This window comes from Geobacillus sp. CX412, assembly GCF_027942335.1.
GTDB classification, from domain to species: domain Bacteria; phylum Bacillota; class Bacilli; order Bacillales; family Anoxybacillaceae; genus Parageobacillus_B; species Parageobacillus_B toebii.
On the sequence record NZ_CP103461.1, the window covers coordinates 710,232 to 736,072 of the forward strand.

Annotated in this window: 22 protein-coding genes, 1 tRNA gene, 4 pseudogenes, 1 riboswitch and 1 other annotated feature; of the genes and pseudogenes, 25 read left to right on the forward strand and 2 right to left on the reverse strand. The window is 43.3% G+C overall.

The features are described from left to right. Positions 1 to 21 precede the first annotated feature (21 nt). The 6 genes from NXM86_RS03660 to NXM86_RS03685 all read left to right on the forward strand — a co-directional run bounded on the left by NXM86_RS03660 (position 22) and on the right by NXM86_RS03685 (position 4,400). Positions 22 to 795: an enoyl-CoA hydratase gene (locus NXM86_RS03660; protein ID WP_498958632.1), complete on the forward strand. Its 774-nt coding sequence runs from the start codon at positions 22 to 24 to the stop codon at positions 793 to 795. Positions 796 to 859: 64 nt separating this feature from the next. After that, complete coding sequence (locus tag NXM86_RS03665; RefSeq protein ID WP_015864731.1) at positions 860 to 1,633, forward strand: electron transfer flavoprotein subunit beta/FixA family protein; 774 nt, start codon at positions 860 to 862, stop codon at positions 1,631 to 1,633. Between the two features lie 25 nt (positions 1,634 to 1,658). Next, a complete protein-coding gene (locus NXM86_RS03670; RefSeq protein ID WP_015864730.1) occupies positions 1,659 to 2,636 on the forward strand; it encodes an electron transfer flavoprotein subunit alpha/FixB family protein in 978 nt (325 codons plus the stop codon). Between the two features lie 171 nt (positions 2,637 to 2,807). Next, positions 2,808 to 3,122, forward strand: a complete 315-nt coding sequence (trxA, locus tag NXM86_RS03675; protein WP_015864729.1) for a thioredoxin — start codon at positions 2,808 to 2,810, stop codon at positions 3,120 to 3,122. A gap of 340 nt (positions 3,123 to 3,462) precedes the next feature. Beyond that, positions 3,463 to 4,230, forward strand: a complete 768-nt coding sequence (locus NXM86_RS03680) for an ABC transporter ATP-binding protein (protein ID WP_015864728.1) — start codon at positions 3,463 to 3,465, stop codon at positions 4,228 to 4,230. Between the two features lie 17 nt (positions 4,231 to 4,247). Beyond that, complete coding sequence (locus NXM86_RS03685) at positions 4,248 to 4,400, forward strand: hypothetical protein (protein ID WP_498958634.1); 153 nt, start codon at positions 4,248 to 4,250, stop codon at positions 4,398 to 4,400. A 143-nt stretch (positions 4,401 to 4,543) separates the two neighbouring features. Here the strand turns inward: NXM86_RS03685 and NXM86_RS03690 are convergent. Continuing rightward, a pseudogene (locus NXM86_RS03690) lies at positions 4,544 to 5,909 on the reverse strand (ISLre2 family transposase). A gap of 187 nt (positions 5,910 to 6,096) precedes the next feature. Here NXM86_RS03690 and NXM86_RS03695 point away from each other — a divergent pair. The 3 genes and pseudogenes from NXM86_RS03695 to NXM86_RS03705 form a co-directional block, all read left to right on the forward strand. Next, positions 6,097 to 6,723 (forward strand): annotated as a pseudogene (locus NXM86_RS03695) (nucleoporin-interacting protein); the annotation flags it as partial. 18 nt (positions 6,724 to 6,741) lie between these two features. After that, positions 6,742 to 8,514, forward strand: coding sequence for an excinuclease ABC subunit UvrC (gene uvrC / locus NXM86_RS03700; RefSeq protein ID WP_081188813.1), 1,773 nt, complete (start codon positions 6,742 to 6,744; stop codon positions 8,512 to 8,514). A 69-nt stretch (positions 8,515 to 8,583) separates the two neighbouring features. Beyond that, a riboswitch (Lysine riboswitch) is annotated at positions 8,584 to 8,764 on the forward strand. A 113-nt stretch (positions 8,765 to 8,877) separates the two neighbouring features. Continuing rightward, positions 8,878 to 10,101, forward strand: coding sequence for an aspartate kinase (locus tag NXM86_RS03705; RefSeq protein ID WP_081188812.1), 1,224 nt, complete (start codon positions 8,878 to 8,880; stop codon positions 10,099 to 10,101). Positions 10,102 to 10,130: 29 nt separating this feature from the next. On the opposite strand, the gene NXM86_RS03710 is transcribed toward NXM86_RS03705, so the two are convergent. Further along, positions 10,131 to 10,586, reverse strand: coding sequence for a YslB family protein (locus NXM86_RS03710; protein WP_498958635.1), 456 nt, complete (start codon positions 10,584 to 10,586; stop codon positions 10,131 to 10,133). Positions 10,587 to 10,860: 274 nt separating this feature from the next. Between NXM86_RS03710 and NXM86_RS03715 the strand changes: the two genes are divergently transcribed. The 16 genes and pseudogenes from NXM86_RS03715 to NXM86_RS03790 all read left to right on the forward strand — a co-directional run bounded on the left by NXM86_RS03715 (position 10,861) and on the right by NXM86_RS03790 (position 25,832). Beyond that, positions 10,861 to 11,469, forward strand: a complete 609-nt coding sequence (locus tag NXM86_RS03715; protein ID WP_498958636.1) for a succinate dehydrogenase cytochrome b558 subunit — start codon at positions 10,861 to 10,863, stop codon at positions 11,467 to 11,469. Between the two features lie 35 nt (positions 11,470 to 11,504). After that, on the forward strand, positions 11,505 to 13,262 hold the full coding sequence (sdhA, locus tag NXM86_RS03720; protein ID WP_015864711.1) for a succinate dehydrogenase flavoprotein subunit: 1,758 nt from the start codon (positions 11,505 to 11,507) through the stop codon (positions 13,260 to 13,262). Positions 13,263 to 13,265: 3 nt separating this feature from the next. Then, entirely contained in the window at positions 13,266 to 14,027 is a 762-nt protein-coding gene (gene sdhB / locus NXM86_RS03725; RefSeq protein WP_015864710.1) for a succinate dehydrogenase iron-sulfur subunit, read from the forward strand. Between the two features lie 315 nt (positions 14,028 to 14,342). Then, complete coding sequence (locus tag NXM86_RS03730) at positions 14,343 to 14,567, forward strand: helix-turn-helix domain-containing protein (RefSeq protein WP_003248783.1); 225 nt, start codon at positions 14,343 to 14,345, stop codon at positions 14,565 to 14,567. Positions 14,568 to 14,789: 222 nt separating this feature from the next. Further along, a pseudogene (locus tag NXM86_RS03735) lies at positions 14,790 to 15,270 on the forward strand (MarR family winged helix-turn-helix transcriptional regulator). Then, complete coding sequence (racE, locus tag NXM86_RS03740) at positions 15,225 to 16,019, forward strand: glutamate racemase (RefSeq protein WP_062677864.1); 795 nt, start codon at positions 15,225 to 15,227, stop codon at positions 16,017 to 16,019. Before NXM86_RS03735 ends, racE begins: the two are co-directional and overlap by 46 nt. Positions 16,020 to 16,121: 102 nt before the next feature. Continuing rightward, complete coding sequence (locus tag NXM86_RS03745; protein WP_015864707.1) at positions 16,122 to 17,198, forward strand: GerMN domain-containing protein; 1,077 nt, start codon at positions 16,122 to 16,124, stop codon at positions 17,196 to 17,198. Between the two features lie 125 nt (positions 17,199 to 17,323). Continuing rightward, complete coding sequence (rph, locus tag NXM86_RS03750) at positions 17,324 to 18,091, forward strand: ribonuclease PH (protein WP_015864706.1); 768 nt, start codon at positions 17,324 to 17,326, stop codon at positions 18,089 to 18,091. Next, complete coding sequence (locus NXM86_RS03755; RefSeq protein WP_062677865.1) at positions 18,091 to 18,696, forward strand: XTP/dITP diphosphatase; 606 nt, start codon at positions 18,091 to 18,093, stop codon at positions 18,694 to 18,696. The genes rph and NXM86_RS03755 overlap by 1 nt, the downstream gene beginning before the upstream one ends. Before the next feature lie 6 nt (positions 18,697 to 18,702). Continuing rightward, the gene (locus NXM86_RS03760) at positions 18,703 to 19,212 is read left to right on the forward strand and encodes a metallophosphoesterase family protein (RefSeq protein ID WP_498958637.1); all 510 of its coding nucleotides are present in this window, start codon (positions 18,703 to 18,705) and stop codon (positions 19,210 to 19,212) included. 200 nt (positions 19,213 to 19,412) lie between these two features. After that, positions 19,413 to 19,486: transfer RNA gene (locus NXM86_RS03765), tRNA-Arg, on the forward strand. Positions 19,487 to 19,747: 261 nt separating this feature from the next. Beyond that, complete coding sequence (ilvE, locus tag NXM86_RS03770; RefSeq protein WP_015864703.1) at positions 19,748 to 20,647, forward strand: branched-chain-amino-acid transaminase; 900 nt, start codon at positions 19,748 to 19,750, stop codon at positions 20,645 to 20,647. Between the two features lie 23 nt (positions 20,648 to 20,670). After that, positions 20,671 to 20,940 (forward strand) — a binding site (T-box leader). A 74-nt stretch (positions 20,941 to 21,014) separates the two neighbouring features. After that, positions 21,015 to 22,748 carry an acetolactate synthase large subunit gene (gene ilvB / locus NXM86_RS03775; protein WP_062753107.1) on the forward strand — a complete coding sequence of 578 codons (1,734 nt, stop codon included), beginning with the start codon at positions 21,015 to 21,017 and terminating at the stop codon, positions 22,746 to 22,748. After that, a complete protein-coding gene (gene ilvN / locus NXM86_RS03780) occupies positions 22,727 to 23,245 on the forward strand; it encodes an acetolactate synthase small subunit (protein ID WP_041269720.1) in 519 nt (172 codons plus the stop codon). The genes ilvB and ilvN overlap by 22 nt, the downstream gene beginning before the upstream one ends. Before the next feature lie 28 nt (positions 23,246 to 23,273). Continuing rightward, entirely contained in the window at positions 23,274 to 24,299 is a 1,026-nt protein-coding gene (gene ilvC / locus NXM86_RS03785; protein WP_015864700.1) for a ketol-acid reductoisomerase, read from the forward strand. Further along, positions 24,286 to 25,832, forward strand: a pseudogene (locus NXM86_RS03790) (2-isopropylmalate synthase). The gene ilvC and the pseudogene NXM86_RS03790 overlap by 14 nt, the downstream one beginning before the upstream one ends. Positions 25,833 to 25,841: the final 9 nt, after the last annotated feature.

The following is a 25,841-nucleotide window of genomic DNA, read 5'->3' on the forward strand; positions in this document are numbered from 1 at the left end:
TTTAAAGGGGGAGAAGAGGAGATGGAATTTTTTCGTATCCATAAAGAAGAGTTTGTCGCGGACGTAACGTTTTCTCGTCCGCCGGCAAACGCTCTTTCATCCGCTTTATTGAAAGAGCTTTCAGCCTTGCTCGATGAGCTGGAGGCGGATGATAACGTCCGTGTTGTGCTTCTTCACGGCGAAGGAAGATTTTTCTCCGCAGGAGCGGATATTAAAGAGTTTACTTCTATAGCGTCCAGCGATGAAGCGACAGCGCTGTCGCAAAATGGACAGCAAGTGTTGGAACGAATCGAGCGCTTTCCAAAACCAGTGATTGCGGCCATCCATGGCGCAGCGCTAGGCGGTGGACTGGAGCTGGCGATGAGCTGCCATATCCGCATTGTTTCCGAAAACGCCAAACTCGGCCTGCCAGAGCTGCAGCTTGGCATCATACCTGGCTTTGCCGGCACGCAGCGGCTTCCTCGCTACGTCGGCTTCGGCAAAGCGGCTGAGATGATGTTGACGAGCGAGCCGATTACCGGAGCAGAAGCGGTGCAGTGGGGATTAGCAAACAAAGCGGTGCCAGAAGAACAATTGCTCGAGGAAGCAAAAAAACTGGCGAAAAAAATCGCGCAAAAAGGCCCGATTTCGGTTCGCGCTACATTGCAGCTTTTAAATTCTTTTAAAGAAAAACCATTCCAAGAAGCAATGCGTGAGGAAGCGGAGCTGTTTGGAAGCATGTTCACAACAGAAGACGCGAAAGAAGGAGTGCAAGCGTTCATTGAAAAGCGTCCGCCGGTCTTTCATGGTAAATAATGTTTTTAATTGACGGAATCTTTAAAACTGAAGTAATGTTTAATCAAAACAAGGAGGGACTCACATGAACATTTTCGTCTTAATGAAGCGCACATTCGATACAGAAGAAAAAATTACGATTGCAGATGGCAGAGTAAACGAAGAAGGAGCAGAATTTATTATCAACCCGTACGATGAATACGCAATTGAGGAAGCGATTCAAGTACGCGACAAACATGGCGGTGAAGTAACAGTTGTGACGGTGGGCAATGAGGATGCGGAAAAAGAATTGCGTACGGCGCTAGCGATGGGATGCGATAAGGCGGTGCTCATTAATATTGAAGAAGATGTTGAAGAACAAGATCAATACACAACGGCGAAAGTTCTTGCCGAATATTTAAAAGACAAAAACCCTGATTTGATTTTGGCAGGAAATGTCGCCATTGACGGCGGTTCGGGACAAGTTGGTCCGCGCGTAGCGGAATTGCTGGGAATCCCGTATGTGACGACAATTACGAAACTAGATATTGACGGCGATAAAGTAACGATCGTCCGCGATGTGGAAGGAGACGAAGAAGTGATCGAAACGTCGCTTCCACTGCTTGTGACAGCGCAACAAGGACTTAACGAGCCGCGCTATCCTTCGCTTCCAGGCATTATGAAGGCGAAAAAGAAACCGCTAGATGAATTGGAATTAGATGACTTGGATTTGGATGAAGACGATGTTGCGGCGAAAACGAAAACGATCGAAATATTCTTGCCGCCAAAAAGAGAAGCGGGAAAAATTCTTCAAGGTGAAATCGCTGATCAAGTAAAAGAGCTTGTTCAACTTTTACGTTCAGAAGCAAAAGTGGTGTAATTTTTCATAATAGGGGGACTGAAAGATGGCACGCAAAGTACTGACGTTAGCAGAAGTTCGTGATGGATCATTAAGAAACGTTTCGTTTGAGGCGATCGCAGCGGCAAAAACGATTGCCCAAGGCGGGGAAGTCGTATCCGTCCTTGTCGGCGAAAGCGTCCAATCGTATGCCAATGAGTTATTTTTCCACGGCGCCGACCGCGTCGTTGTGGTAGAGCATCCAAATTTAAAAAATTATACATCTGACGGCTATTCTCAAGCGCTGAAAGCAGTGATTGACGCGGAAAACCCAGAAGGGATCGTATTGGGCCATACCTCATTAGGAAAAGACTTATCGCCGAAATTAGCGGTCAAATTAAACTCTGGCCTTGTTTCCGACGTGGTGTCTGTGGAAGAAGCTGGGGGCAACCTTATCTTTACACGTCCGATTTACTCTGGAAAAGCGTTTGAAAAGAAAATCGTTACAGACGGCATCATTTTTGTCACTGTTCGTCCGAACAACATTCAACCGTTAGAACGTGATGAATCGCGTTCCGGAGAAGTATCGAACGTTTCTGTCGACATTAAAGATTTGCGTACAATTGTAAAAGAAGTCGTTCGTAAAACAGCGGAAGGAGTCGACCTATCTGAGGCGAAAGTCATTGTTGCCGGCGGACGCGGTGTGAAAAGCGCGGAAGGCTTTAAGCCGCTGCAAGAGCTTGCCGAAGTATTAGGCGGTGCGGTCGGTGCATCACGCGGTGCGTGCGATGCGGGATATTGCGATTATTCGCTTCAAATCGGCCAAACTGGGAAAGTCGTTACGCCAGACCTTTATATCGCCTGCGGGATTTCCGGAGCGATTCAACATTTAGCTGGTATGTCGAACTCGAAAGTCATCGTAGCGATTAACAAAGACCCAGAGGCAAACATTTTCAAAGTCGCTGATTACGGTATTGTCGGAGATTTGTTCGAAGTTGTTCCGTTGTTAACAGAAGAATTTAAAAAATTAAAAGTGCATTCGTAAATTTTTTACGAAACGGGCAAAGCGAATTGCTTTGCTCGTTTTCTGCTGTCTGCTCGAAGGCATAATTCCTGCCAGAAAGCGAATATTAGAAACGAAGCAAAATATTCGCACTAAACTCCATTACGTGATATACTTTGCTTACAGTATCATAGCGAATAGGAGGAATTTAAAATGGCGATTGTAAATGCGACAGATCAAACATTTGCGGCAGAAACGAAAGAAGGCCTAACATTAGTCGATTTCTGGGCGCCATGGTGTGGACCTTGCCGCATGGTTGCGCCGGTTCTTGAAGAAGTAGATCAAGTAATGGGCGACAAAGTAAAAATCGTAAAAGTAAACGTCGACGAAAACCCAGAAACAGCGTCTAAGTTCGGCGTGATGAGCATTCCAACATTGCTTGTTTTCAAAAATGGCGAGCTTGTCGACAAAACGATCGGCTATCAGCCGAAAGAAGCGCTTGTTCAACTATTGGAAAAACACGTATAATTCATTTTTCTTCAAAAAGATTCAGGCAATATATTGTCTGAATCTCTTTTTATTTATTTACGGTAACTAAAAATATAAAAAATAATTGACTGAATTTATAAAATTGTTTATATTTATAATCAATAAATCCTATAGGTAAACTATGAATTAAAAACCGCTTTCACGACGTTTTGTTTTTTTGACTTAATCATAGTTAACCTATAGGAATAGTTAAATTTATAGAGAGCAACTACGATAATTCTTCTTCATTCCAATCGAACGAAAGAGGAGGCGGTTCTATAGGGCATAGTCATTTACAGTATTTTCTTCAAACATTTGCAGAAAGGGGGAAGACAACGAAGTGAGCATACGAATTGATATTAAGAATAAAAGTTTTTTCCAAGGAAAACAGGAAATTTATGTACTCCAAGATGTTCAACTAGAAATAGAAAATGGAGAATTTACTACGGTCATTGGTCCAAGTGGATGTGGAAAAAGTACATTGCTAAAAACTGTAGCAGGGTTGGATACCGATTATAACGGTACGGTAGAAATAGATGGAATCCCAATTCAAGGTCCAGGACTCGAACAAGGCTTTATTTTTCAAGAACATCGTTTATTCCCATGGTTAACCGTGGAAGAAAATATCGCAGCAAATCAATCATTGAAAAACGTAAATGTCCGGAAAAAAGTGGATGAGCTAATAGAGCTTGTCCGGTTAAAAGGCTTCGAAAAAGCTTACCCGAAAGAATTATCAGGAGGAATGTCACAACGCGTGGCAATTGCGAGAGCATTGCTGCGGGAGCCAAAAATATTATTGCTCGATGAACCGTTTAGTGCACTTGATGCCTTTACAAGAAAGCATTTGCAAGATGTTTTACTGGAAATATGGCAAAATAAACAAATTACGATGATTCTTGTCACTCATGACTTAGATGAAGCGGTTTATTTAGGAACGAAAGTAGTGGTGATGAAAGCAAAACCAGGACGAATCCGTAAACTCATTCCCGTTCCGTTGCCATTTCCACGGCAGCGCGCCCATCCATCTTTTCAAGAAATGAGGCAACGTATATTACGTGAATTTGAAACAGCGGAAGACTCTCCTTTGCTGGAGGGACTAGGAATTTAAGGGAGGAGGATCCTCTTATGAGGAAACATATATTGTTTTTGCTTATAAGCTTGTTTATCGCATTGATGTCTGGCTGCGGACAGGAAGCAACGACAAGTACAACAGCGAAAGGAAAAGAAAAAAACATAACGATTCGCATCGGCATTCAGCAAAGCCTTGGACCGCTTTGAGTCAGTCAAGACTTTGTGGGAACTTTTTTGATTCCTGAAAACAGATGTAAGTCATAGGTTAGCGAACCATTTTTTTGAATTTCATCCGTAAGCGCTTTCGAACTCTCATCCCTTGCCATGCCAGATCGATATGTATACTTTTTTTACCATCCCTTGAGTTCAGACAGGGCATGATAGATCGGTGTCCCGGACGATTGCTGTAAATATGGCACGTTATTCCGCGTGATCTCCGGCCAAAGACTGCGGACGCGTTGTTTCGCCTTGTTCACGATCGTCTGTTTGGTAGATGCCGTTTCCTCCGCCGGATGCGACGATTCTTCTCCTAAACAACGTCCGAAAAGACGAATCCCATCCATCCGGGCATCATTGCCTTGAAAAACGCCCTGAGTCCCTTGTCTGTCCAACTGCGGCGGTATTTCACCCGATACGCCAGCTGGCTCATCACGCTTTCAGCCCTCCCCATCGGATACATGCCCGTTGTGTCCACTCCTTGCTCCTTCAGCCATTCCCGGTAATCACGGATGCATCCCGGCATCGATTCAATCCGGTGGATCAAGGCAGCCAGCTGTTGTTCTTTCGCTTCGTCCCCAGCGTGCCGAGGGCGCTGTTCAGTTCCACAAGCAACCCCTCTTCATCCTGCTTCGCCAGCTTTTGCCGAATCGCCTGCCACCGTGGATGGCCCGAGAGGCATTGGCGCAACTCACGCGCCACGTGGAATCGATCCAATTGGAAGCAGACCCGTCCTTTGAAATACTCCCGGCATGCGGTAATCCATGGAGCGCCGTCCCCGTTGATGACAAGAAGATCCCGACACGGATCATAGGCATATTCGTTCATCAAAAATTCCTCGAAGCCTTCCCACACCTCCCTCTTGCCCTCATGGACGTAATGGCGCTGATTCACGAATTCGATCCGTGAGCCGTTGCGCTTCCACCCTTCGTGAACGGTCAGGATTTTGTCTTCCTTGGCCCGTTTTCCCTTCCCTTGGCGAGAGACAAACAGTCCATCGGCCTCCACAAACAGCACCCGTCCATATCGCTGGTCCACCGGGCAGTGCAGCGGAACTTCAGCCTCGAGCACCAACTGGCGGATCGCCTCATGGCTCATCACCGGATACCCGACCATCTGGGCAAGCGTATGAGCCGCTTTGCGATAGGAAGAGCACTCCATAGCCAATCCCACCGCTGTTTCTTCTAGACAAGGGCTGATTGACTGTGATCCATCAAACGCTAAAAAGGAGTCAAGCAAAAACGTGTAACGGTTTTGTTCTCGGTCTAAATAGTAGTTTCGCTCAAAGGTGACTTCGCCAAACAGGGTTTGAATCGTGGTGCATCGTTTGTCTTTCAAGTGGTACCGGCGCTTGTCCCGAGTTTCCGCCAATTGTCGGTCGATGTCCTCCAACAGAGCCGTAAACAGCTCAGCGAAGGTGTTTTGCAAGGCTCGAAACAAATCAAGTTCGATCTCTTTCCATGTCAACGAATTTGTGGTAAGATGTTGTTGAATATTCATAGGACTCTCTCCTCCTGTTTGATGGTGTGGACAATGATCATCTTACCAGGGAGAGAGTCCTTTTTCATGTTTCCTGCTTGGGATCCTACCGCGCTTCGCTTGGTGGCCCCGATGAGGGGGGATTGCGAACCTACGTTCCCAACCCCCTCATCGGGGAACTTCTAAGAATTTCTCCCACAAACATTTTACTCACACCGTTATCCTGCTTTTTTTGTATATGATGGCATGGACAGCAGCGATATGGCGGTCAAAGAAATCCCTGTTTCCGCACTGGCTTCTTGTTTCTGGGTTTGTTTATTTTCTTTGGGCGCTATTTGCGCAAAACGTTGAGAAACCTCGTCACATTCTCCCGCTTGTTCATCTTGTTTTGCTGTACGGATGGATCCGTTATGTCCGCAATCATATGTCAATGTATCGATGGATCATAGCAATGGTTGTGTTAGCCGTGCAATTCGTAACGGGAGCGTGGCATATGCGCGAACAAGCATTACAGTTGCCAGCAACCTATCAATTAGCGTATGATTTACAAAATAGTAAAGAGAAATTTGTTCTGTATACATGGGAAGAAACACGCGTGCTGCAATACCTCGATGTGGACTTTCCGCATAAAGACGTGCTGCATTTTTCATTTTTTTTACAAGACAAGAAGAACTATCGACATGTTAAAATTTATATGACAGATCATGTGGTCAAAGGCTTTCAAGCGCAAGGGATTTCCCTTTCCCGCCATGTGCGGAAAGTGAAAACATATCGTTCCAGCACACTCGCAGATCCAGTGTACGGAAACATTACGCTGTATGAATGGATGAATTAATTTGATGGAGTGATTATGATGCATGATCACTTAAAAGAAAAATTAGCTGTGCTCCCGGAGCAGCCGGGATGTTATTTGATGAAAGATAAAAACGGTACGGTCATATACGTCGGCAAAGCAAAAGTGCTGAAAAACCGCGTGCGTTCGTATTTCACCGGCACGCATGACGGAAAAACGCTGCGGCTTGTCAACGAAATTGCCGATTTCGAATATATTGTCACTTCTTCGAACATCGAAGCGCTCATTTTGGAAATGAACTTAATTAAAAAGTACGATCCAAAATATAACGTGATGCTTAAGGATGACAAAAGCTATCCGTTTATAAAAATTACCGCGGAGAAGCATCCTCGCCTAATCATTACGCGAAAAGTGAAAAAAGACGGTGGAAAATATTTCGGGCCGTATCCGCATGTACAGGCGGCAAACGAAACGAAGAAACTGTTAGACCGCATTTATCCGTTGCGCAAATGCTCGACCATGCCGAACCGTGTTTGTTTATATTATCATATGGGACAATGTCTTGCACCGTGCGTGCATCCGGTGTCCGAACAACAAAATAAAGAAATCGTTGAACAAATCGTCCGCTTTTTAAACGGCGGGTATAAAGAAGTAAAAGAAGAGCTTGCAGAAAAGATGATGAAAGCAGCCGAAGCGCTCGAATTCGAACGGGCAAAAGAATACCGTGATCAAATTGCCCATATTGAAGCAACGATGGAAAAGCAGAAGATGACCATGAACGATTTCGTTGATCGCGATGTGTTCGGTTATGCCTATGACAAAGGATGGATGTGCGTACAAGTATTTTTCATTCGTCAAGGGAAGTTGATCGAGCGCGATGTATCGATGTTTCCGATGTATCAAGACCCAGATGAGGAATTGCTGACGTTTTTAGGACAGTTTTATACCAAAGCGAACCACTTTAAGCCGAAAGAGGTCATTTTGCCTGCTGACATTGACGGCGAACTTGCCGAGCAGCTGCTGGAAGTAAAGATTGTTCAGCCGAAAAAAGGAAAGAAAAAAGAACTGGTTGATTTAGCAAGCAAAAATGCGGCAATTGCTTTGAAAGAAAAATTTTACTTAATTGAGCGGGATGAAGAACGAACGATCAAAGCTGTGGAAAACTTAGGAAAAATATTAGGAATTCCGACCCCGCATCGCATTGAGGCGTTTGACAATTCCAATATTCATGGCGCGGATCCTGTTTCAGCCATGGTAGTTTTTATCGATGGAAAACCGGAGAAAAAAGAGTACCGCAAATATAAAGTCAAAACCGTAGAGGGACCGGATGACTATGAATCGATGCGCGAGGTGGTAAGAAGACGTTATACTCGCGTGCTCAAAGAAGGCCTCCCACTTCCCGATTTGATTATTATTGACGGAGGAAAAGGGCATTTAGCTGCGGTAAGGGATGTGCTTGAAAACGAATTAGGACTTGATATTCCGCTCGCTGGGCTTGCCAAAGACGACAAGCATCGCACATCCGAGTTAATCATGGGGGATCCGCCGCAAGTTGTTCCATTAGAAAGAAACAGCCAAGAGTTTTATTTATTGCAGCGCATCCAAGACGAAGTGCATCGGTTTGCGGTTGCCTTTCACCGGCAAACGCGTGGAAAAACGATGTTTCATTCTGTGTTAGATGACATCCCCGGCGTTGGGGAAAAGCGAAAAAAAGCGTTATTAAAGCATTTCGGATCCATTAAAAACATGAAAGAAGCAACGGTAGAAGAATTGCAAAAAGCAAACATTCCGCGCTCTGTTGCTGAAAAAATTTATAAGAAATTGCGAGAATAATATTGTCAACAATACGAAAGTTTGATATGATTGCAATAAATTTCATATTTATACACTTCCAAACGCCGAAGTGAAGATAGAGGTGCGAACTTCAAGAGTACACATTCGGAGGAAAATGAGTTCCGATGATGAGTGTGGAAAGGGGAGCGTCGCCGAAGTGGAAAAAGTCTCATTGCTTTTTCCGCTGGTCCTGCGTTTAAGAAATGTAGGACTGTCAAGATGTGATTCATCTTGGAGAGCTATCTCACTGTGCGGGGCGAATTCGCTTTTTTCGCTTTCGTGATGCACAGCAATGAGATTTCTCTCATTGCTGTTTTTATTTGCAAACAAATAAACGATATTCATGGTAAAGGGTGAGACGAATTGGGAATCATTGTACAAAAGTTTGGCGGAACGTCTGTTGGTTCCATCGAAAGAATTCAACATGTGGCGAATCGGGTCATTGAGGAAGCCCAAAAAGGAAATGAAGTTGTCGTTGTTGTTTCGGCAATGGGAAAAACGACTGATGAGCTTGTCAACTTAGCAAATCAAATTTCCAATCATCCTAGCAAACGGGAAATGGATATGCTTCTTTCGACAGGGGAACAAGTGAGCATTGCGCTTTTGGCAATGGCGCTTCACGAAAAAGGATATAAAGCTGTTTCATTGACAGGATGGCAAGCGGGAATTATGACGGAAGAAATGCACGGCAATGCCCGAATTATGAACATGGATACGACGAGAATCCACCGCCACCTTGATGAAGGGGCAATTGTGATCGTTGCGGGGTTTCAAGGAGTAACGGAAACAGGGGAAATCACCACGCTCGGCCGCGGAGGTTCCGATACAACAGCGGTGGCGCTAGCGGCAGCATTAAAAGCGGATAAATGCGATATTTATACAGACGTAACCGGCGTGTTTACAACAGACCCGCGTTATGTGAAAACAGCAAGAAAAATAAAAGAGATCTCCTATGATGAAATGCTTGAGTTGGCCAATTTAGGGGCAGGGGTATTGCATCCGCGTGCCGTGGAATTTGCGAAAAACTACGAAGTGCCGCTGGAAGTGCGTTCGAGCATGGAAAACGAAAGAGGAACGATGGTAAAGGAGGAAGTTTCGATGGAGCAGCATTTAATCGTACGAGGAATCGCGTTTGAAGATCAAGTAACGAGAGTAACGGTGGATGGAATCGAAAATAGTTTATATACATTGCCGACCATTTTTACGGCTCTTGCGAACCGTGGCATCAATGTAGATATTATTATTCAAAGCGCGGCAAATTCCGAAACAACGTCTGTTTCTTTTTCGATTCGCACGGAAGATCTGCAAGAAACGCTCCAAGTATTACAATCGTTAAAAGGAGCAAATGTGCAATATGAAACTGGTTTAGCAAAAGTATCGATTGTCGGCTCCGGTATGATTTCTAATCCGGGAGTAGCTGCGCAAATGTTTGAAGCGCTAGCGAATCAAGGCATTGAAATAAAAATGGTCAGCACGTCAGAAATTAAAATTTCCACGGTCATTGACGAAAAATATATGGTTTCGGCCGTCGAGGCGCTTCACGAAGCATTCGGGCTTGCCGAAGAAACCGTAGCGCTGCGCTCATAAAAATGGCAAAAGCCTGCATTCGCAGGCTCTTAGCTATTTATTTCATCTTTGCGATCCCATTTAATGGTGATTAACACTTTATTAGCACGTTTCTTTTGTTGTTCGAACGCTTCGGCAACGCGGCGTTTTTGATGCTCAATTTGTTGGGCTAGAAATCCTGCTTCCAACTGAAATGTACAATTTTCGTGAAGAGCAAATCGCGCGGCGATGATCGGACCTGTCAACTCAACGTGAAGCTCGTCCTTTCCTTCTTCCAAAACGGAAAGGATTCCCCATCCAGCTTTTTCAAAAAACGTGATGATATCGGATATCGTTTCTAGCGGATAATGGCGCGCCAAGCTTTTACCAGCCCAGTATAAAATGCTTGCTGTTTCTTTTCCGAGCAATTCAGGAAGAAGAATTTGCCGAATCAGTTCAGAGCCAAATGCGGAAATATGAATGTCTTCTAATGCTTTATATTGTTCTTCTAGCGATGGTAGTTTCACATGCTTCCCCTCTTTCTATCTACTCTAACATTATAGCGAAATGGAGGGGAGCATGCATTATCTTTCTTATGATTGGATGTTGTTTAAATATTCAAATGTTTGAACATTTTATGACTTTGTTTTCTTGACGCTTGTACAATGTGAGAGTACAATGAATGTGACAAAATGATTATGGTAATGGAAGCAATTACATTCTATGAATCATTACCTTTTCATTTTTGTGGATGGGGAGCGCATTAATTTTTCATCGTTATTATTCAAAGGGGGTTTACATATGGCAGGAAATCGCGAATTTTATTACCGTCGGCTCCATTCGCTGTTAGGAGTCATTCCAGTAGGGATCTTTTTAGTACAACATTTAGTCGTAAACCATTTTGCGACAAAAGGACCGGAAGCGTTTAACCGTGCTGCTTCCTTTATGGAGAATTTACCATTTCGTTATTTTTTAGAAATATTCGTCATTTTCCTTCCACTGTTGTTCCATGCCATTTATGGACTTTATATTGCTTTTACGGCGAAAAATAATGTCGTCCGTTACGGATATTTCCGCAATTGGATGTTTATGCTGCAGCGATTAACGGGAATTTTTACGTTAATTTTTGTGACATGGCATGTGTGGGAAACACGTGTTCAAGCCGCTCTTGGTGCGGAAGTAAACTATGAAATGATGGCGAATATCGTCGATAATCCGGCTATGCTTGCATTTTATATTGTCGGAATTTTATCAACAGTATTCCATTTTGCGAATGGTTTATGGTCATTCTGTGTAAGTTGGGGTATAACGGTATCTCCTCGTTCACAACAAGTTTTCACCTATGTGACAATGCTTATTTTTGTCGCGCTTTCCATCGTCGGCATTCGTGCCATTTTGGCATTCGCTTAATCTACAACTAGCAATCTTTTAGGGAGTGAGTAGCAATGAAAAAAGGAAAAATCATAGTAGTTGGTGGCGGTCTAGCTGGTCTAATGGCAACGATTAAAATCGCGGAAGCAGGCGTACCTGTAGAATTGTTCTCGCTCGTACCTGTTAAGCGGTCTCACTCTGTCTGTGCACAAGGTGGGATTAACGGTGCGGTAAATACGAAAGGGGAAGGCGATTCTCCTTGGGAACATTTCGACGATACCGTATATGGCGGTGACTTTTTAGCGAACCAGCCTCCGGTAAAAGCGATGTGTGAGGCAGCGCCAAGCATCATTTATATGCTTGACCGCATGGGAGTCATGTTCAACCGTACTCCTGAAGGGTTGCTTGATTTCCGCCGCTTCGGTGGAACGCAGCATCACCGTACTGCATACGCAGGGGCAACGACAGGCCAGCAGATATTATATGCGCTTGATGAACAAGTGCGCCGCCATGAAGTGGCTGGACTTGTCACAAAATATGAAGGATGGGAGTTTTTAGGCGTTGTTTTAGATGATGAACAAATTTGCCGAGGAATCGTTGCGCAAGATTTAAAAACAATGGAAATTAAAGCGTTTCCTGCGGACGCGGTCATTATGGCGACAGGCGGACCAGGAGTCATTTTTGGAAAATCGACGAACTCGATCATCAACACAGGTTCAGCAGCGTCTATCGTCTATCAACAAGGCGCGTACTATGCAAACGGGGAATTTATCCAAATTCACCCGACGGCGATTCCGGGAGACGATAAACTGCGTCTCATGAGTGAGTCAGCCCGCGGGGAAGGCGGAAGAGTCTGGACATATAAAGACGGAAAACCTTGGTATTTCCTTGAAGAAAAATATCCGGCTTACGGAAACCTTGTTCCTCGTGATATCGCGGCTCGTGAAATTTTCCACGTTTGCGTTGATTTGAAGCTCGGCATCAACGGCGAAAACATGGTATACCTTGATCTTTCTCATAAAGATCCGAAAGAACTAGATATCAAACTTGGCGGTATTATTGAAATTTACGAGAAATTTATGGGTGAAGACCCTCGCAAAGTGCCGATGAAAGTATTCCCAGCTGTTCACTATTCGATGGGCGGCTTATGGGTTGATTATGATCAAATGACAAACATTAAAGGATTGTTTGCCGCTGGCGAATGTGATTACTCGATCCATGGCGCAAACCGTCTAGGAGCTAACTCCTTATTATCAGCGATTTACGGCGGCATGGTTGCTGGACCAAATGCGGTTAGATACATTCGCGGTTTGGAAAAATCGGCAGACGCAATGCCATCATCGTTGTACGACCGCTATGTGAAACAAGAAGAAGAGCGTTGGAACAACATCTTGTCCATGGATGGAACAGAAAACGCGTATGTGCTTCATAAAGAGTTGGGCGAATGGATGACAGCGAACGTTACAATCGTTCGTTACAACGATAAGTTGTTGAAAACAGACGAGAAAATCCAGGAATTGTTGGAACGCTATAAAAACATCAGTGTTACAGACACGTCGAAATGGAGCAACCAAGGCGCAACATTTATTCGTCAGTTATATAATATGCTTCAACTAGCGCGGGTAATTACGCTAGGCGCTTACAACCGCAACGAAAGCCGTGGTGCACACTATAAACCGGAGTTTCCAGAGCGCAATGACGAAGAGTGGCTCAAAACAACGATGGCACGCTATACCCCAGATGGACCGGCATTCCACTACGAAGATGTCGATGTATCGTTGATTAAGCCACGCAAACGCGACTACACGAAAAAGAAAGAGGAAGTGAAATAAACGATGAGCGAGAAAAAAACGGTTCGATTCATTATAACACGTCAAGATCGTCCTGATTCTGCGCCATACGAAGAAGAATTTGAAATTCCATATCGTCCGAATATGAACGTCATTTCTGCGCTGATGGAAATTCGCCGTAATCCGGTTAACGCGAAAGGGCAAAAAACAACCCCAGTTGTATGGGAAATGAACTGTTTGGAAGAAGTATGCGGCGCTTGCTCGATGGTTATTAACGGCAAACCGCGTCAAGCATGCACAGCATTAATTGATAAATTAGAACAGCCAATTCGTTTGGAACCAATGCGTACGTTCCCGGTAGTTCGCGACTTGCAAGTAGACCGCAGCCGTATGTTTGACTCGTTGAAAAAAGTAAAAGCATGGATCCCAATCGACGGAACGTATGACTTAGGTCCTGGTCCGCGTATGCCAGAACGAAAACGCCAATGGGCATACGAGCTTTCAAAATGTATGACATGCGGTGTATGTTTAGAAGCATGTCCAAACGTCAACAGCAAATCGAATTTCATCGGTCCAGCACCGCTTTCCCAAGTACGTCTATTTAATGCCCATCCAACAGGCGCGATGCATAAAGCGGAGCGGATGAAAGCGATTATGGGTGATGGCGGTTTAGCGAACTGTGGTAACTCGCAAAACTGTGTGCAATCTTGTCCAAAAGGAATTCCGTTAACCACTTCGATCGCTGCGCTAAACCGTGAAGCGACGATTCAAATGTTCCGCAACTTCTTCGGAAGTGACGAAGTATAATGATGAAAATCCTCTTCATGGCTTTCATGAAGAGGATTTTTATTAGGGGGATATGTAATGAAGCAGATTGATTACATTGATCAATGGGAACAATGGGAAAAGTCGTTTACCTTCTTTCAAAAAGCGTTCCTTGGAGCGATGAGATGAGACAAATGCTCCAACAGTCCCAAGCAACGGCAATTGTTTAGAAAAAATACCTATTTTTCTATTAGATAAGCGAAATTCCGTCACCGTAACCCTTCTTTCACATACTATATGGTGAATAATACCCATCCGGTAGTTCAGGTCTAGTGAAAGCAAGGAGGGTTACAATACTTGAAGGATAAATCATTTCAACCAAAGCCGTTGCTAACGAAAAGAGAGAGAGAGGTATTTGAATTATTAGTTCAAGATAAGACGACGAAAGAAATTGCCAGAGAACTGTTTATTAGTGAAAAAACGGTTCGCAACCACATTTCGAACGCAATGCAAAAACTTGGGGTAAAGGGGCGATCCCAAGCAGTTATTGAATTGCTTCGAATGGGAGAACTTGAACTATAAGAAATGCCGGCTCACCTTATTTTAAGGTAGCCGGTTTGTTATATTTTAAAGATGAAATTTAGTTTTAAAAATAAAAACGATTTACTCATTGATTATGTGGCAAAGTGGAGTAAAATGGAATATATCAAACATTGTCGAATAAAATAAAAAGTTGTATTTTTTTGTTGCATTTTTGTAGAAAAACATTAAAAATAATAAATGCACCGTTGTAGAGGAGATTGTATGTCTTTTGATGAAAAGACTGTTGCAGAGCTAGATCGATATATTGCCGCAAATTTAAAACAACGAGACCGTGAAATTTTAGCGTAGTATCCAATCACACCGCCGCAATTCGCCACACTAAAATAGCTATTGGAAGAAGAGGACTTGACGATCGGCGAATTATTGAACAAAATGTATCTGGCATGTAGCACAACATATTTAGTAGACAGAATGGAAAAATACGGGCTCGTTGCTAGAGTAAAAGATCGGCACGACTGACGAGTTGTACGCATTCGTCTTCTCGAAAAAGGGAAACGAATGGTCGAAGAAGTGATAAAAAGCGTCAACATGATTTGGTACAAGTGTTGCAAAATTTTTCTAATCAAGAAATTGTCTTTTTAGAAAATACTTACGAAAACTACATCAAGAAATGAAAAAAAGAATGAGGCGGATCAATTGGAAAGAGCAATTGGTGTTATTGACTCAGGAGTTGGTGGATTAACTGTTGCAAAAGAAATTATGCGACAGTTACCAAAAGAACGGATTGTTTATCTTGGGGATACAGCTCGTTGCCCATATGGGCCACGCCCTAAAGAGGAAATTCGTCAATTTACATGGGAAATGACGAATTATTTATTGCGGTATAATATTAAAATGCTTGTTATTGCTTGTAATACGGCAACAGCTGTCGTATTAGACGAAATTCGGGAACAGCTCGATATTCCGGTATTAGGAGTGATACATCCTGGAGCTCGCGCGGCGTTAAAAGCGACGAAAAACGGGCATATCGGTGTGATTGGTACAATTGGTACAGTAAAAAGCGGTGCGTATGAAAAGGCGCTAAAATCCATTAACCATCGAGTTCGTGTAGAAAGTTTAGCATGTCCAAAGTTTGTCCCGCTTGTAGAGAGCGGAAACTTCGAAGGAGAGGAAGCGAGAAAGATAGTCGCTGAATCGCTTGAACCGTTTAAATCGAGCAATATGGATGTCCTTATTTTAGGATGCACTCACTATCCTTTGTTAAGTCCTCTTATTAAAGAATATATGGGAAAACGCGTAAAACTAATTTGTTCCGGTGATGAAACCGCACGTGAAGTTAGTGCGATTTTGCATCATAGCCATCTTCTTTATACAGGGCAACGAGAGGCTGAACATTTATTCTTTACGACAGGATCAAAGGAGCTATTCCAAAAAATTGCTTCCAAATGGTTTGGAAAGCCAATTGAAAATGTTCAAACGATTGAATTATAAAAAAATCCTTTAGCGTAAAAGCTAAAGGATTTTTTATTCTATTTTCAAAAAAGGCTCGTATACATAGATAGTAGTACAAACTATGAGTAGGAGGGAAAATTCATGTTTCATCGAGGAACGTGGAAACTAGCTGCATCCGTTGTTACATCGCTGTTATTACTTAGTGGTTGTGGGTTATTTGGAAAGGATGAAGCTGTTAAAGAAATTGACCCGCCACAGGATGTGAGCTATTTAAAAGATGGGCAATCATTACAAGAAACAACTGGAAAACAAGGGGGAGAAAAAGACGAGAAAAAAGCAACCGAAACAGTAAAACGCGAGCTTTACTTAATTGATAAAAATGGATTTGTCGTGCCGCAGACCGTAGAACTGCCGAAGACAGATGCTGTGGCAAAGCAAGTGCTCGAATATTTGGTGGAAGATGGCCCTGTTTCGGAATTGTTGCCAAACGGGTTTCGCGCTGTATTGCCAGCAGATACAAGGGTATTAGGAGTGAAGCTGGAGAAAGATGGCACCATTATTGCTGATTTCTCACCAGAATTTGCAAATTATAAACCAGAAGATGAAAAGAGAATTTTGCAAGCCATTACATGGACGCTGACACAGTTTGATAATGTGAAAAGAGTAAAAATTCGCATTAACGGTTATGATCAAGATGTCATGCCAGTCAATAAAACACCTATTCAAGACGGTGTCAGCCGCGCTGATGGAATTAATATTGATGCCAAAGGTGTTGCGGATATTACAAATACTCACCCAGTTACCGTTTATTTTGTCGCGCAACAAGGAAACGATACGTACTACGTTCCAGTAACGCGCCGCGTGTCTAATAAAGAAAAAGATGATATTGTCGCTGCGGTTAACGAATTAATTAAAGGACCAAGCTATGGCAGCGGTCTTGTAAGTGAGTTTCAGCCAGATACTCAGTTAGTTGGAAAACCAAAATATGAAGATGGAAAAGTGACATTAAACTTTAACGAAGCCATTTACGGCAGCAATAAGAAAAATGTCATTTCGGATCATGTATTAAATTCGCTTGTTCTCTCACTAACGGAGCAAAAGGGAATCGAGAGTGTCTCTATTATGGTAAATGGAAAAGCAAATCTTGTTAGAGAAGATGGAAAACCGTTATCCGAACCAGTGGCAAGACCAGAAAAAGTGAATACAGAAAGCTTTTAAGCGATTATTTTCAAAAATGACAATGCAACAACAGAGTAGCTAGCAGTTTGATGCGATATTATGATATAAAAAAGAGGTAGACGGTGTGCTACCTCTTTCTGTTTATGTAAAGGAGGATTTTTATTATGAGGATAGATGGCAGAGAAAACAAACAGCTGCGTCCTGTACATATGGAGAAACATTTTATTAAACATGCAGAAGGGTCGGTATTCATTACAGTTGGTGATACGAAAGTGATTTGCACAGCAAGCATCGATGACAAAGTGCCGCCGTTTATGCGTGGCGGCGGAAAAGGATGGATTACTGCGGAATATGCGATGCTGCCGAGAGCGACAGAACAGCGAAATGTGAGGGAATCTAGCAAAGGAAAATTATCAGGGCGAACAATGGAAATCCAACGTCTTATCGGAAGAGCGCTTCGTTCTGTCGTTAATTTGGACAAGTTAGGCGAGAAGACGGTATGGATTGATTGTGATGTGATTCAAGCGGACGGAGGAACGCGGACAGCGTCGATTACAGGAGCGTATGTAGCGATGGTGTTAGCATTCGCGAAATTGATGGAAGAAAAGAAACTCGATGAACTTCCTGTGAATGATTTTCTAGCTGCTACATCTGTTGGGATCGATCCAGAGCACGGAATTATTCTTGATTTAAACTATGCGGAAGACGCGCGGGCAGAAGTCGATATGAACATTGTGATGACAGGAGCTGGCCGCTTTGTGGAAATTCAAGGAACAGGAGAAGAAGCGACATTTTCGCGAGAACAATTAAATGAATTGCTAGATACAGCAGAAGTAGGGATTCGACAGCTTATCGACATTCAACGGAAAACGTTAGGAGAACTTGCAATGCAAATTGATATAAAGAGAAGCGAGGAAAGTGGGGATACATGATGAAACAAGTCATTATCGCGACGAAAAACGTCGGAAAGGCGCGAGAGTTTCAAGAACTCCTTGAAAAAAAAGGAATAGAAGTAAAATCGCTTCTAGATTTTCCGAATTGCCCAGATGTTGAGGAAACGGGAAGCACGTTTGCTGAAAACGCGGTATTAAAAGCGGAAGCGATGGCCCATTATTTTCATGCGATCGTGATCGCCGACGACTCCGGCCTATCGATTGACGCTTTAGATGGAAGACCAGGTGTATATTCCGCCCGATACGCTGGAGAAGAAAAGAACGATCAAAAAAACATTGCCAAAGTATTGGAAGAGTTGAAAGGAGTTCCTTTTGAAAAGCGAACGGCGCGTTTCCATTGCGCGCTTGCTGTCGCGGCTCCAGGGCGCCGCACAACCGTCGTTGAGGGAACGTGTGAAGGATACATTACAGAAGTGCCAAAGGGTGAAAACGGATTTGGGTATGATCCAATTTTTTACGTTCCGCAAAAAGGAAAAACGATGGCGGAATTATCCAAAGAAGAGAAAAATCAAATCAGCCATCGAGCAAAAGCGTTAGCGAAATTAGAAAAGCAGTGGGATGAAATCATTAACGATAAGGAGTAAAGAAACATGAAAGTGTTAATTGTTAGTGATAGCCATGGATTAACGAATGAACTAGAAGAAATCGTGGCGCGTCATCATCATGAAGCAAATGCGCTGATTCATTGCGGAGATTCTGAATTGCCTTTTGATCAAAAAGAAATTGCCCGTTTTTTGGTAGTGCGCGGAAATTGTGATTTCACCACGCAATTTCCTAATGAACGAACCGAAGAAATTGAAGGGGTTCGCTTTTTCATTACTCACGGTCACCTCTATAATGTGAAAACGTCGCTAATGAATCTTTACTATCGTGCGAAAGAAGTAGAGGCAAAAGTGGTATGTTTTGGTCATTCTCATATCGCTGGTGCTGAGATGATCGACGGTATTTTATTTATTAATCCGGGAAGCATTTTGTTGCCGAGAGCGCGGAAAGAAAAAACATACGCATTATTGCAAATAGAAGACAGAAAAGCAACGGTTCAATTTTACGAACTCGATGGAAAAGAAGTGGCATCACTTACGAAAACATTTACCCTATGAGCGAGATTTTTCTCGCTCTTTTTTATCTTGACTTTATCGAAAAGCTTTTCTATAATATAGACTGTCTTTGGAAAACGAGCAACACTTCCATGAATCGACTGCGAGTTGTCTCGATGCACTAAGCTTCCTTGAATCAGCTGGTAGAGGAAGAGACAGGATATCAAGGATGAAAATGTGAAATTGAATAGTGTGAAATACATGTCCCAGTAGCTCAGCTGGATAGAGCAGCGGCCTTCTAAGCCGTCGGTCGGGAGTTCGAATCTCTCCTGGGACGCTAAAACCTCCTTTTCCACAACGGAAAAGGAGTTTTTTTTATTGGGCAACGAAAAAATTTTTTTAACATGAAAATTCATTGATTCTATCAATATGTAAGCGTATACAAATAGTTTAATCAATCTAAATATTCAAAAAATAGTATTGACTCTCTTTTGTTTTAGGATTATTATAATTTTCAAATAAATCAAACGCATGAACAATAACAGCAATGATCAATACAAACGAGAGACTGTACTTACCAGGGAAGAGGGGAACAAAATTGAGTGAACAATGGATTTTTTTAAACGGTGAATTTGTGACAAAAGAAAATGCGAAAATCTCGGTATACGATCATGGTTTTTTATACGGCGATGGCGTATTTGAAGGGATTCGTGTCTATAGCGGCAACGTGTTTCGATTAAAAGAGCATATAGATCGTCTCTACAATTCAGCAAAATCGATTTTATTAACGATTCCTTATACAAAAGAAGAGATGACAAATTATGTTATTGAAACGATACGAAAAAATCAATATCAAGATGCATATATTCGTCTTGTTGTTTCACGCGGAGTCGGCGATTTAGGGCTTGATCCGTATAAGTGCAAAAAGCCGCAAGTCGTTATTATTGTTGAGCCGTTAGCGCTTTTTCCAAAACATTTATATGAAACTGGAATTGAAGTGGTAACGGTTGCCACTCGAAGAAATCGTTCTGATGTCCTTAGCCCAAAAGTAAAGTCACTCAACTATTTAAATAACGTTCTTGTCAAAATTGAGGCACATCTCGCTAACGTAAGCGAGGCGTTGATTTTAAATGATCAAGGATATGTAGCCGAAGGATCGGGAGATAACGTCTTTATTATTAAAGACGAGGTAATATATACACCGCCTGGATATGTAGGAGCGCTGGAAGGAATTACGCGTCAAGCTATTATCGAAATTGCTCAAGAACTTGGGTATGTCGTAAAAGAAGAGCCGTTTACGCGCCACGATGTTTATGTTGCCGATGAAGTTTTTTTAACTGGAACAGCTGCTGAAGTGATTGCAGTGGTGAAGGTGGATGGACGCGTGATCGGTGAAGGCGTGCCAGGAAAGCATACAAAACGGCTGCTTGAAGAGTTTAGACGCCGTGTTGTTTCTGAAGGAGTAAAAGTATATCAAACCAACGCAAGTGTTAGATAATGCACAATGAAAGTTTTATATATGTGAAAGCGTTGACGAGGATAAGTAGTCAGCGGGGACAGCATCCACAGAGAGCCGGGGGAGCTGGGAACCGGTGATGCTGCCGCTTGACGAACTCACCTCTGAGCGCCAGCCTGAACGTCATATGGCTAGTAGGGTTGGACGGGTGGAGAACAATTGCTTCACTCGTTACTAAAAAGAGCGGTTGGCTGATTTGCCAATCGCTCATGAGGTGGTCGTAATGGCCACGAAGAAGGGTGGTACCGCGAAAAGTGAACCTTTTCGCCCCTTTGACCGAACCAAAGTAGGTCATTGTGGGTGAAAAGGTTTTTTTCATAGCGATGAAAAATGCGAGGGAGGATGGATGATGGCAAGGATGAAAGTAGAGGAAAAAACGTCCGAAAAAACGAAAATGAGCGGAGCGCTAATGTTAATTGAGGCGTTAAAGGCGGAAAAGGTAGAAGTTATTTTTGGATATCCGGGTGGAGCGGTGTTGCCGCTTTACGACAAGTTATATCAATCAGGAGTGTTTCACGTATTAACGCGGCATGAGCAAGGGGCCATTCATGCCGCAGAAGGATATGCGCGTATTTCTGGAAAGCCGGGCGTTGTGATCGCAACATCAGGGCCTGGAGCGACAAACATTGTGACAGGTTTAACAGATGCAATGATGGATTCGCTGCCGATCGTCGTATTTACAGGTCAAGTTGCAACGAGCGTCATCGGTTCAGATGCGTTTCAAGAAGCGGATGTTCTCGGAATTACGATGCCAATTACGAAACATAATTATCAAGTTCGTGATATAAGCGAGCTTCCGAAAATTATTAAAGAAGCGTTTCATATTGCCACAACAGGAAGACCTGGTCCTGTATTAATCGATATCCCAAAAGACATTACCATAGCGGAAGGAGAATTTGATTACGAACAAGAGGTTCATTTGCCAGGGTATCAACCGACCACTCACCCAAACCATTTGCAAATTCGCCGCCTTGTAGAAGCGGTTAGCCAATCGAAAAGACCTGTCATTTTAGCGGGAGCAGGCGTATTACATGCGAACGCTTCAAATGAACTACGGCAATATGCTGAACAACAAAATATTCCAGTTGTTCATACGTTATTAGGCTTAGGCGGATTTCCAGCCGATCACCCATTATTTTTAGGAATGGCTGGCATGCACGGTACGTATACAGCAAACATGGCGCTATATGAATGTGATTTACTCATTAATATTGGGGCAAGATTCGATGATCGTGTTACGGGAAATTTAAAATACTTTGCACCAAAGGCGACGGTGGCACACATTGATATTGATCCGGCGGAAATCGGCAAAAATGTGCCTACGAAAATTCCGATTGTCAGCGATGCGAAAGCGGCCTTGCAAGAATTAATTCATCAGCAAGGAAAGCCAGCGGACACAAGCGCATGGCTTGCCCAGTTAAACGAATGGAAACGGCAATTTCCTCTTTATTACGAAGACGATGAACAAACGATTAAGCCGCAAAAGCTGGTGGAAATGATTTATGAATTAACGAACGGAGAAGCCATTATTACTACCGACGTTGGCCAGCATCAAATGTGGGCGGCGCAATATTACAAGTTTAATAGACCGCATCGATGGGTTACTTCCGGCGGGCTTGGAACGATGGGATTCGGCCTCCCGGCGGCGATCGGAGCGCAGCTTGCGGATAGAAATGCTGCGGTCGTTTCCATTGTTGGTGATGGTGGCTTCCAAATGACATTCCAAGAGTTGTCTGTCATCCAAGAGCTTCAATTGCCGATTAAAGTGGTTATTGTGAATAACCAAGCGCTTGGTATGGTTCGTCAATGGCAGGAACTTTTCTACGAAAAACGATATTCCCATTCTCTCATTCCAAATCAGCCGGATTTTGTAAAACTAGCAGAAGCATACAATATTCCGGGCTTCCAGGCAAAAACGGAGGCGGAAGCGATGGAGGTACTAAAGAAAGCATTTGCGATCGACGGTCCGGTTTTACTTGATTTCCATGTAAAAGCGGATGAAAACGTCTATCCAATGGTTGCACCTGGAAAAGGATTACATGAAATGGTGGGGGTGAAACCGTGCGGCGAATTATCACAATGACAGTCAATAACCGTCCAGGCGTTCTCAACCGAATTACCGGGTTATTTACGAAACGGCATTATAACATTGAAAGCATCACGGTAGGACATACAGAAGTAGAAGGAGTTTCCCGAATGACATTTGTCGTCAATGTTGAAGATGAGCGGACGGCCGAGCAAATTATTAAACAGTTAAACAAGCAGATTGATGTGCTGAAAGTAAATGATATTACCGACCAAGCGATTGTTGCGCGGGAACTGGCGCTGGTGAAAGTATCCGTGACACCGGCGCTCCGCCAAGAGATCTATACGCTTATTGAGCCATTCCGCGCTTCGATTGTCGATGTAAGCAAAGATAGTCTTGTTATTCAAGTAACAGGCGAATCCGAAAAAGTAGAAGCGCTCATTGAGTTATTGCGGCCTTACGGAATTAAAGAAGTGGCGAGAACAGGCACAACAGCGTTTACACGCGGCTCGCAAAAAACAGCCGCTACACATAAAACTGCTTTCATTATCTAAAAGACTATGAGAAAAGGAGAGATGGACAATGGCAAAAGTTTACTATAACGGAGATGCAAATGAAAAATACTTACAATCAAAAACGGTGGCAATTATCGGTTACGGTTCACAAGGCCATGCACATGCACAAAACCTTCGCGACAGCGGCGTGAACGTTATTGTTGGGCTTCGTAAAGGAAAATCATGGGAACAAGCAGAAAAAGACGGTTTTGCCGTATATAGTGTTCGCGAAGCAACCAAACAAGCGGATATCGTCATGGTTCTTCTTCCAGATGAAAAACAACCAAATGTATATAAAGAAGAAATCGAACCAGAGCTTCAGCCAGGAAACGCATTAGTATTTGCCCATGGGTTTAATATCCACTTTAATCAGATTGTTCCTCCTGAACATGTCGATGTATTTTTAGTTGCACCGAAAGGTCCGGGTCATTTAGTGCGCCGCACGTATACAGAAGGAGCTGGCGTTCCTGCATTAATTGCAGTGTATCAAGATGTAACAGGGGAAGCAAAACAAACAGCGCTCGCGTATGCAAAAGCGATCGGTGCGACAAGAGCGGGAGTGCTGGAAACGACATTTAAAGAAGAAACAGAAACAGACTTATTCGGCGAACAAGCTGTATTATGCGGAGGATTAACATCGCTTATTAAAGCAGGATTTGAAACGCTTGTCGAAGCAGGGTATCAGCCGGAAGTAGCCTATTTCGAATGTTTGCATGAAATGAAGCTGATCGTTGATCTTCTGTATGAAGGCGGTCTTTCTTGGATGCGTCATTCGATTTCCGATACGGCGCAATGGGGAGATTTCATTTCTGGACCGCGCATTATCAATGACGCGGTGAAAGCAGAGATGAAAAAGGTTCTTCATGATATTCAAACAGGAAAATTTGCAAAAGGCTGGATTTTGGAAAACCAAGCAAACCGTCCGGAGTTTAATGCGATCAACCGCCGTGAAAATGAACACCTTATTGAGATTGTCGGCCGCGAATTGCGCAGCATGATGCCATTTGTGAAAGAAAAACAGAAAGAAGTGGTGGTCTCCAGTGCGAAAAATTAATATTTTTGATACAACGTTGCGCGACGGTGAACAGTCTGCTGGAATCAATTTGAATTTACAAGAAAAACTTGAAATTGCCCGCCAGCTTGAACGGCTCGGTGTAGATATTATTGAAGCAGGCTTTCCTGCCTCATCGAAAGGAGATTTCCAAGCGGTAAAACAAATTGCCGAAACGATCAAAACATGCTCTGTTACCGGGCTTGCTCGCTCGGTACAGAGCGATATTGACGCCGCATGGGAGGCGTTAAAAGGAGGAGCAGAGCCTCGTCTCCATTTATTCATCGCCACATCTCCGATCCATATGAAGTATAAATTGCAAATGACGCCGGAACAAGTCATTGAAACAGCGGTAGAGTCGGTCAAATATGCAAAACGCTATTTTCCAATTGTCCAATGGTCAGCGGAAGACGCCTGCCGCAGCGAGCTTCCATTTTTGGCCAAGATTATTACAGAAGTGATTAAAGCGGGGCGACGGTCATTAATATCCCAGATACAGTAGGGTATATTACCCCGAAAGAGTACGGGAATATTTTCACATTTTTAAGCAACAATGTTCCGAATATTGAAAAAGTTTCTCTTTCTGCCCATTGCCATGACGATTTAGGAATGGCGGTTGCAAATTCACTGGCAGCAATTGAGCATGGCGCAACACAAATCGAAGGGACGATTAACGGAATCGGCGAACGCGCGGGAAATGCGGCATTGGAAGAAATTGCTGTCGCGCTTTACATTCGCAAAGATTATTATCAGGCAGAAACACGCCTTAACCTTCAAGAAATTAAGCGAACGAGCAATTTAGTAAGCAAATTGACAGGTGTGGTTATTCCGCCAAACAAAGCGGTCATTGGCAAAAATGCCTTCGCTCATGAGTCAGGAATCCATCAAGATGGTGTATTAAAAGAAAAAACAACGTATGAAATTATTTCACCAGAACTTGTTGGTGTTCAATCAAACTCCATGGTGCTTGGAAAACATTCGGGACGGCATGCGCTGCGCAATCGTGTTGAAGAGCTTGGATACACATTATCAGATGAAGAAGTTAATAAATTATTTGTTCGATTTAAAGAGTTGGCAGATAAGAAAAAAGACATTACCGATGATGATTTAGTCGCGCTTATTTTTGAAGAAAAATTTGATCACTTTAAAGATTTTTATCAGTTATGCTCGCTTCAAGTTCAGTATGGCACAAACCAAATTCCGACCGCTGTTGTCGTCTTAAAAGACGGACAAGGAAATGAGATTCAAGAAGCGGCAACGGGAGCAGGAAGCGTCGAAGCATTGTATAACACGTTAGAGCGTTGCTTTAAGACATCTGTTACTCTTCTTGATTACCGTATTGAATCCGTGAGCGGTGGTCGTGACGCGCTTGCGCAAGTTTTCGTGAAAGTGCGTGTCAATGATATAGAAACTAGCGGTCGCGGTACGGCGCAGGACGTGCTGGAAGCATCCGCAAAAGCGTATATTAATGCAGTCAACCGCGTGTTTATGATTGAAACGATGCGTGCTGAGAATCAAAAAGTAGCGATGCAATAAAATCAATGG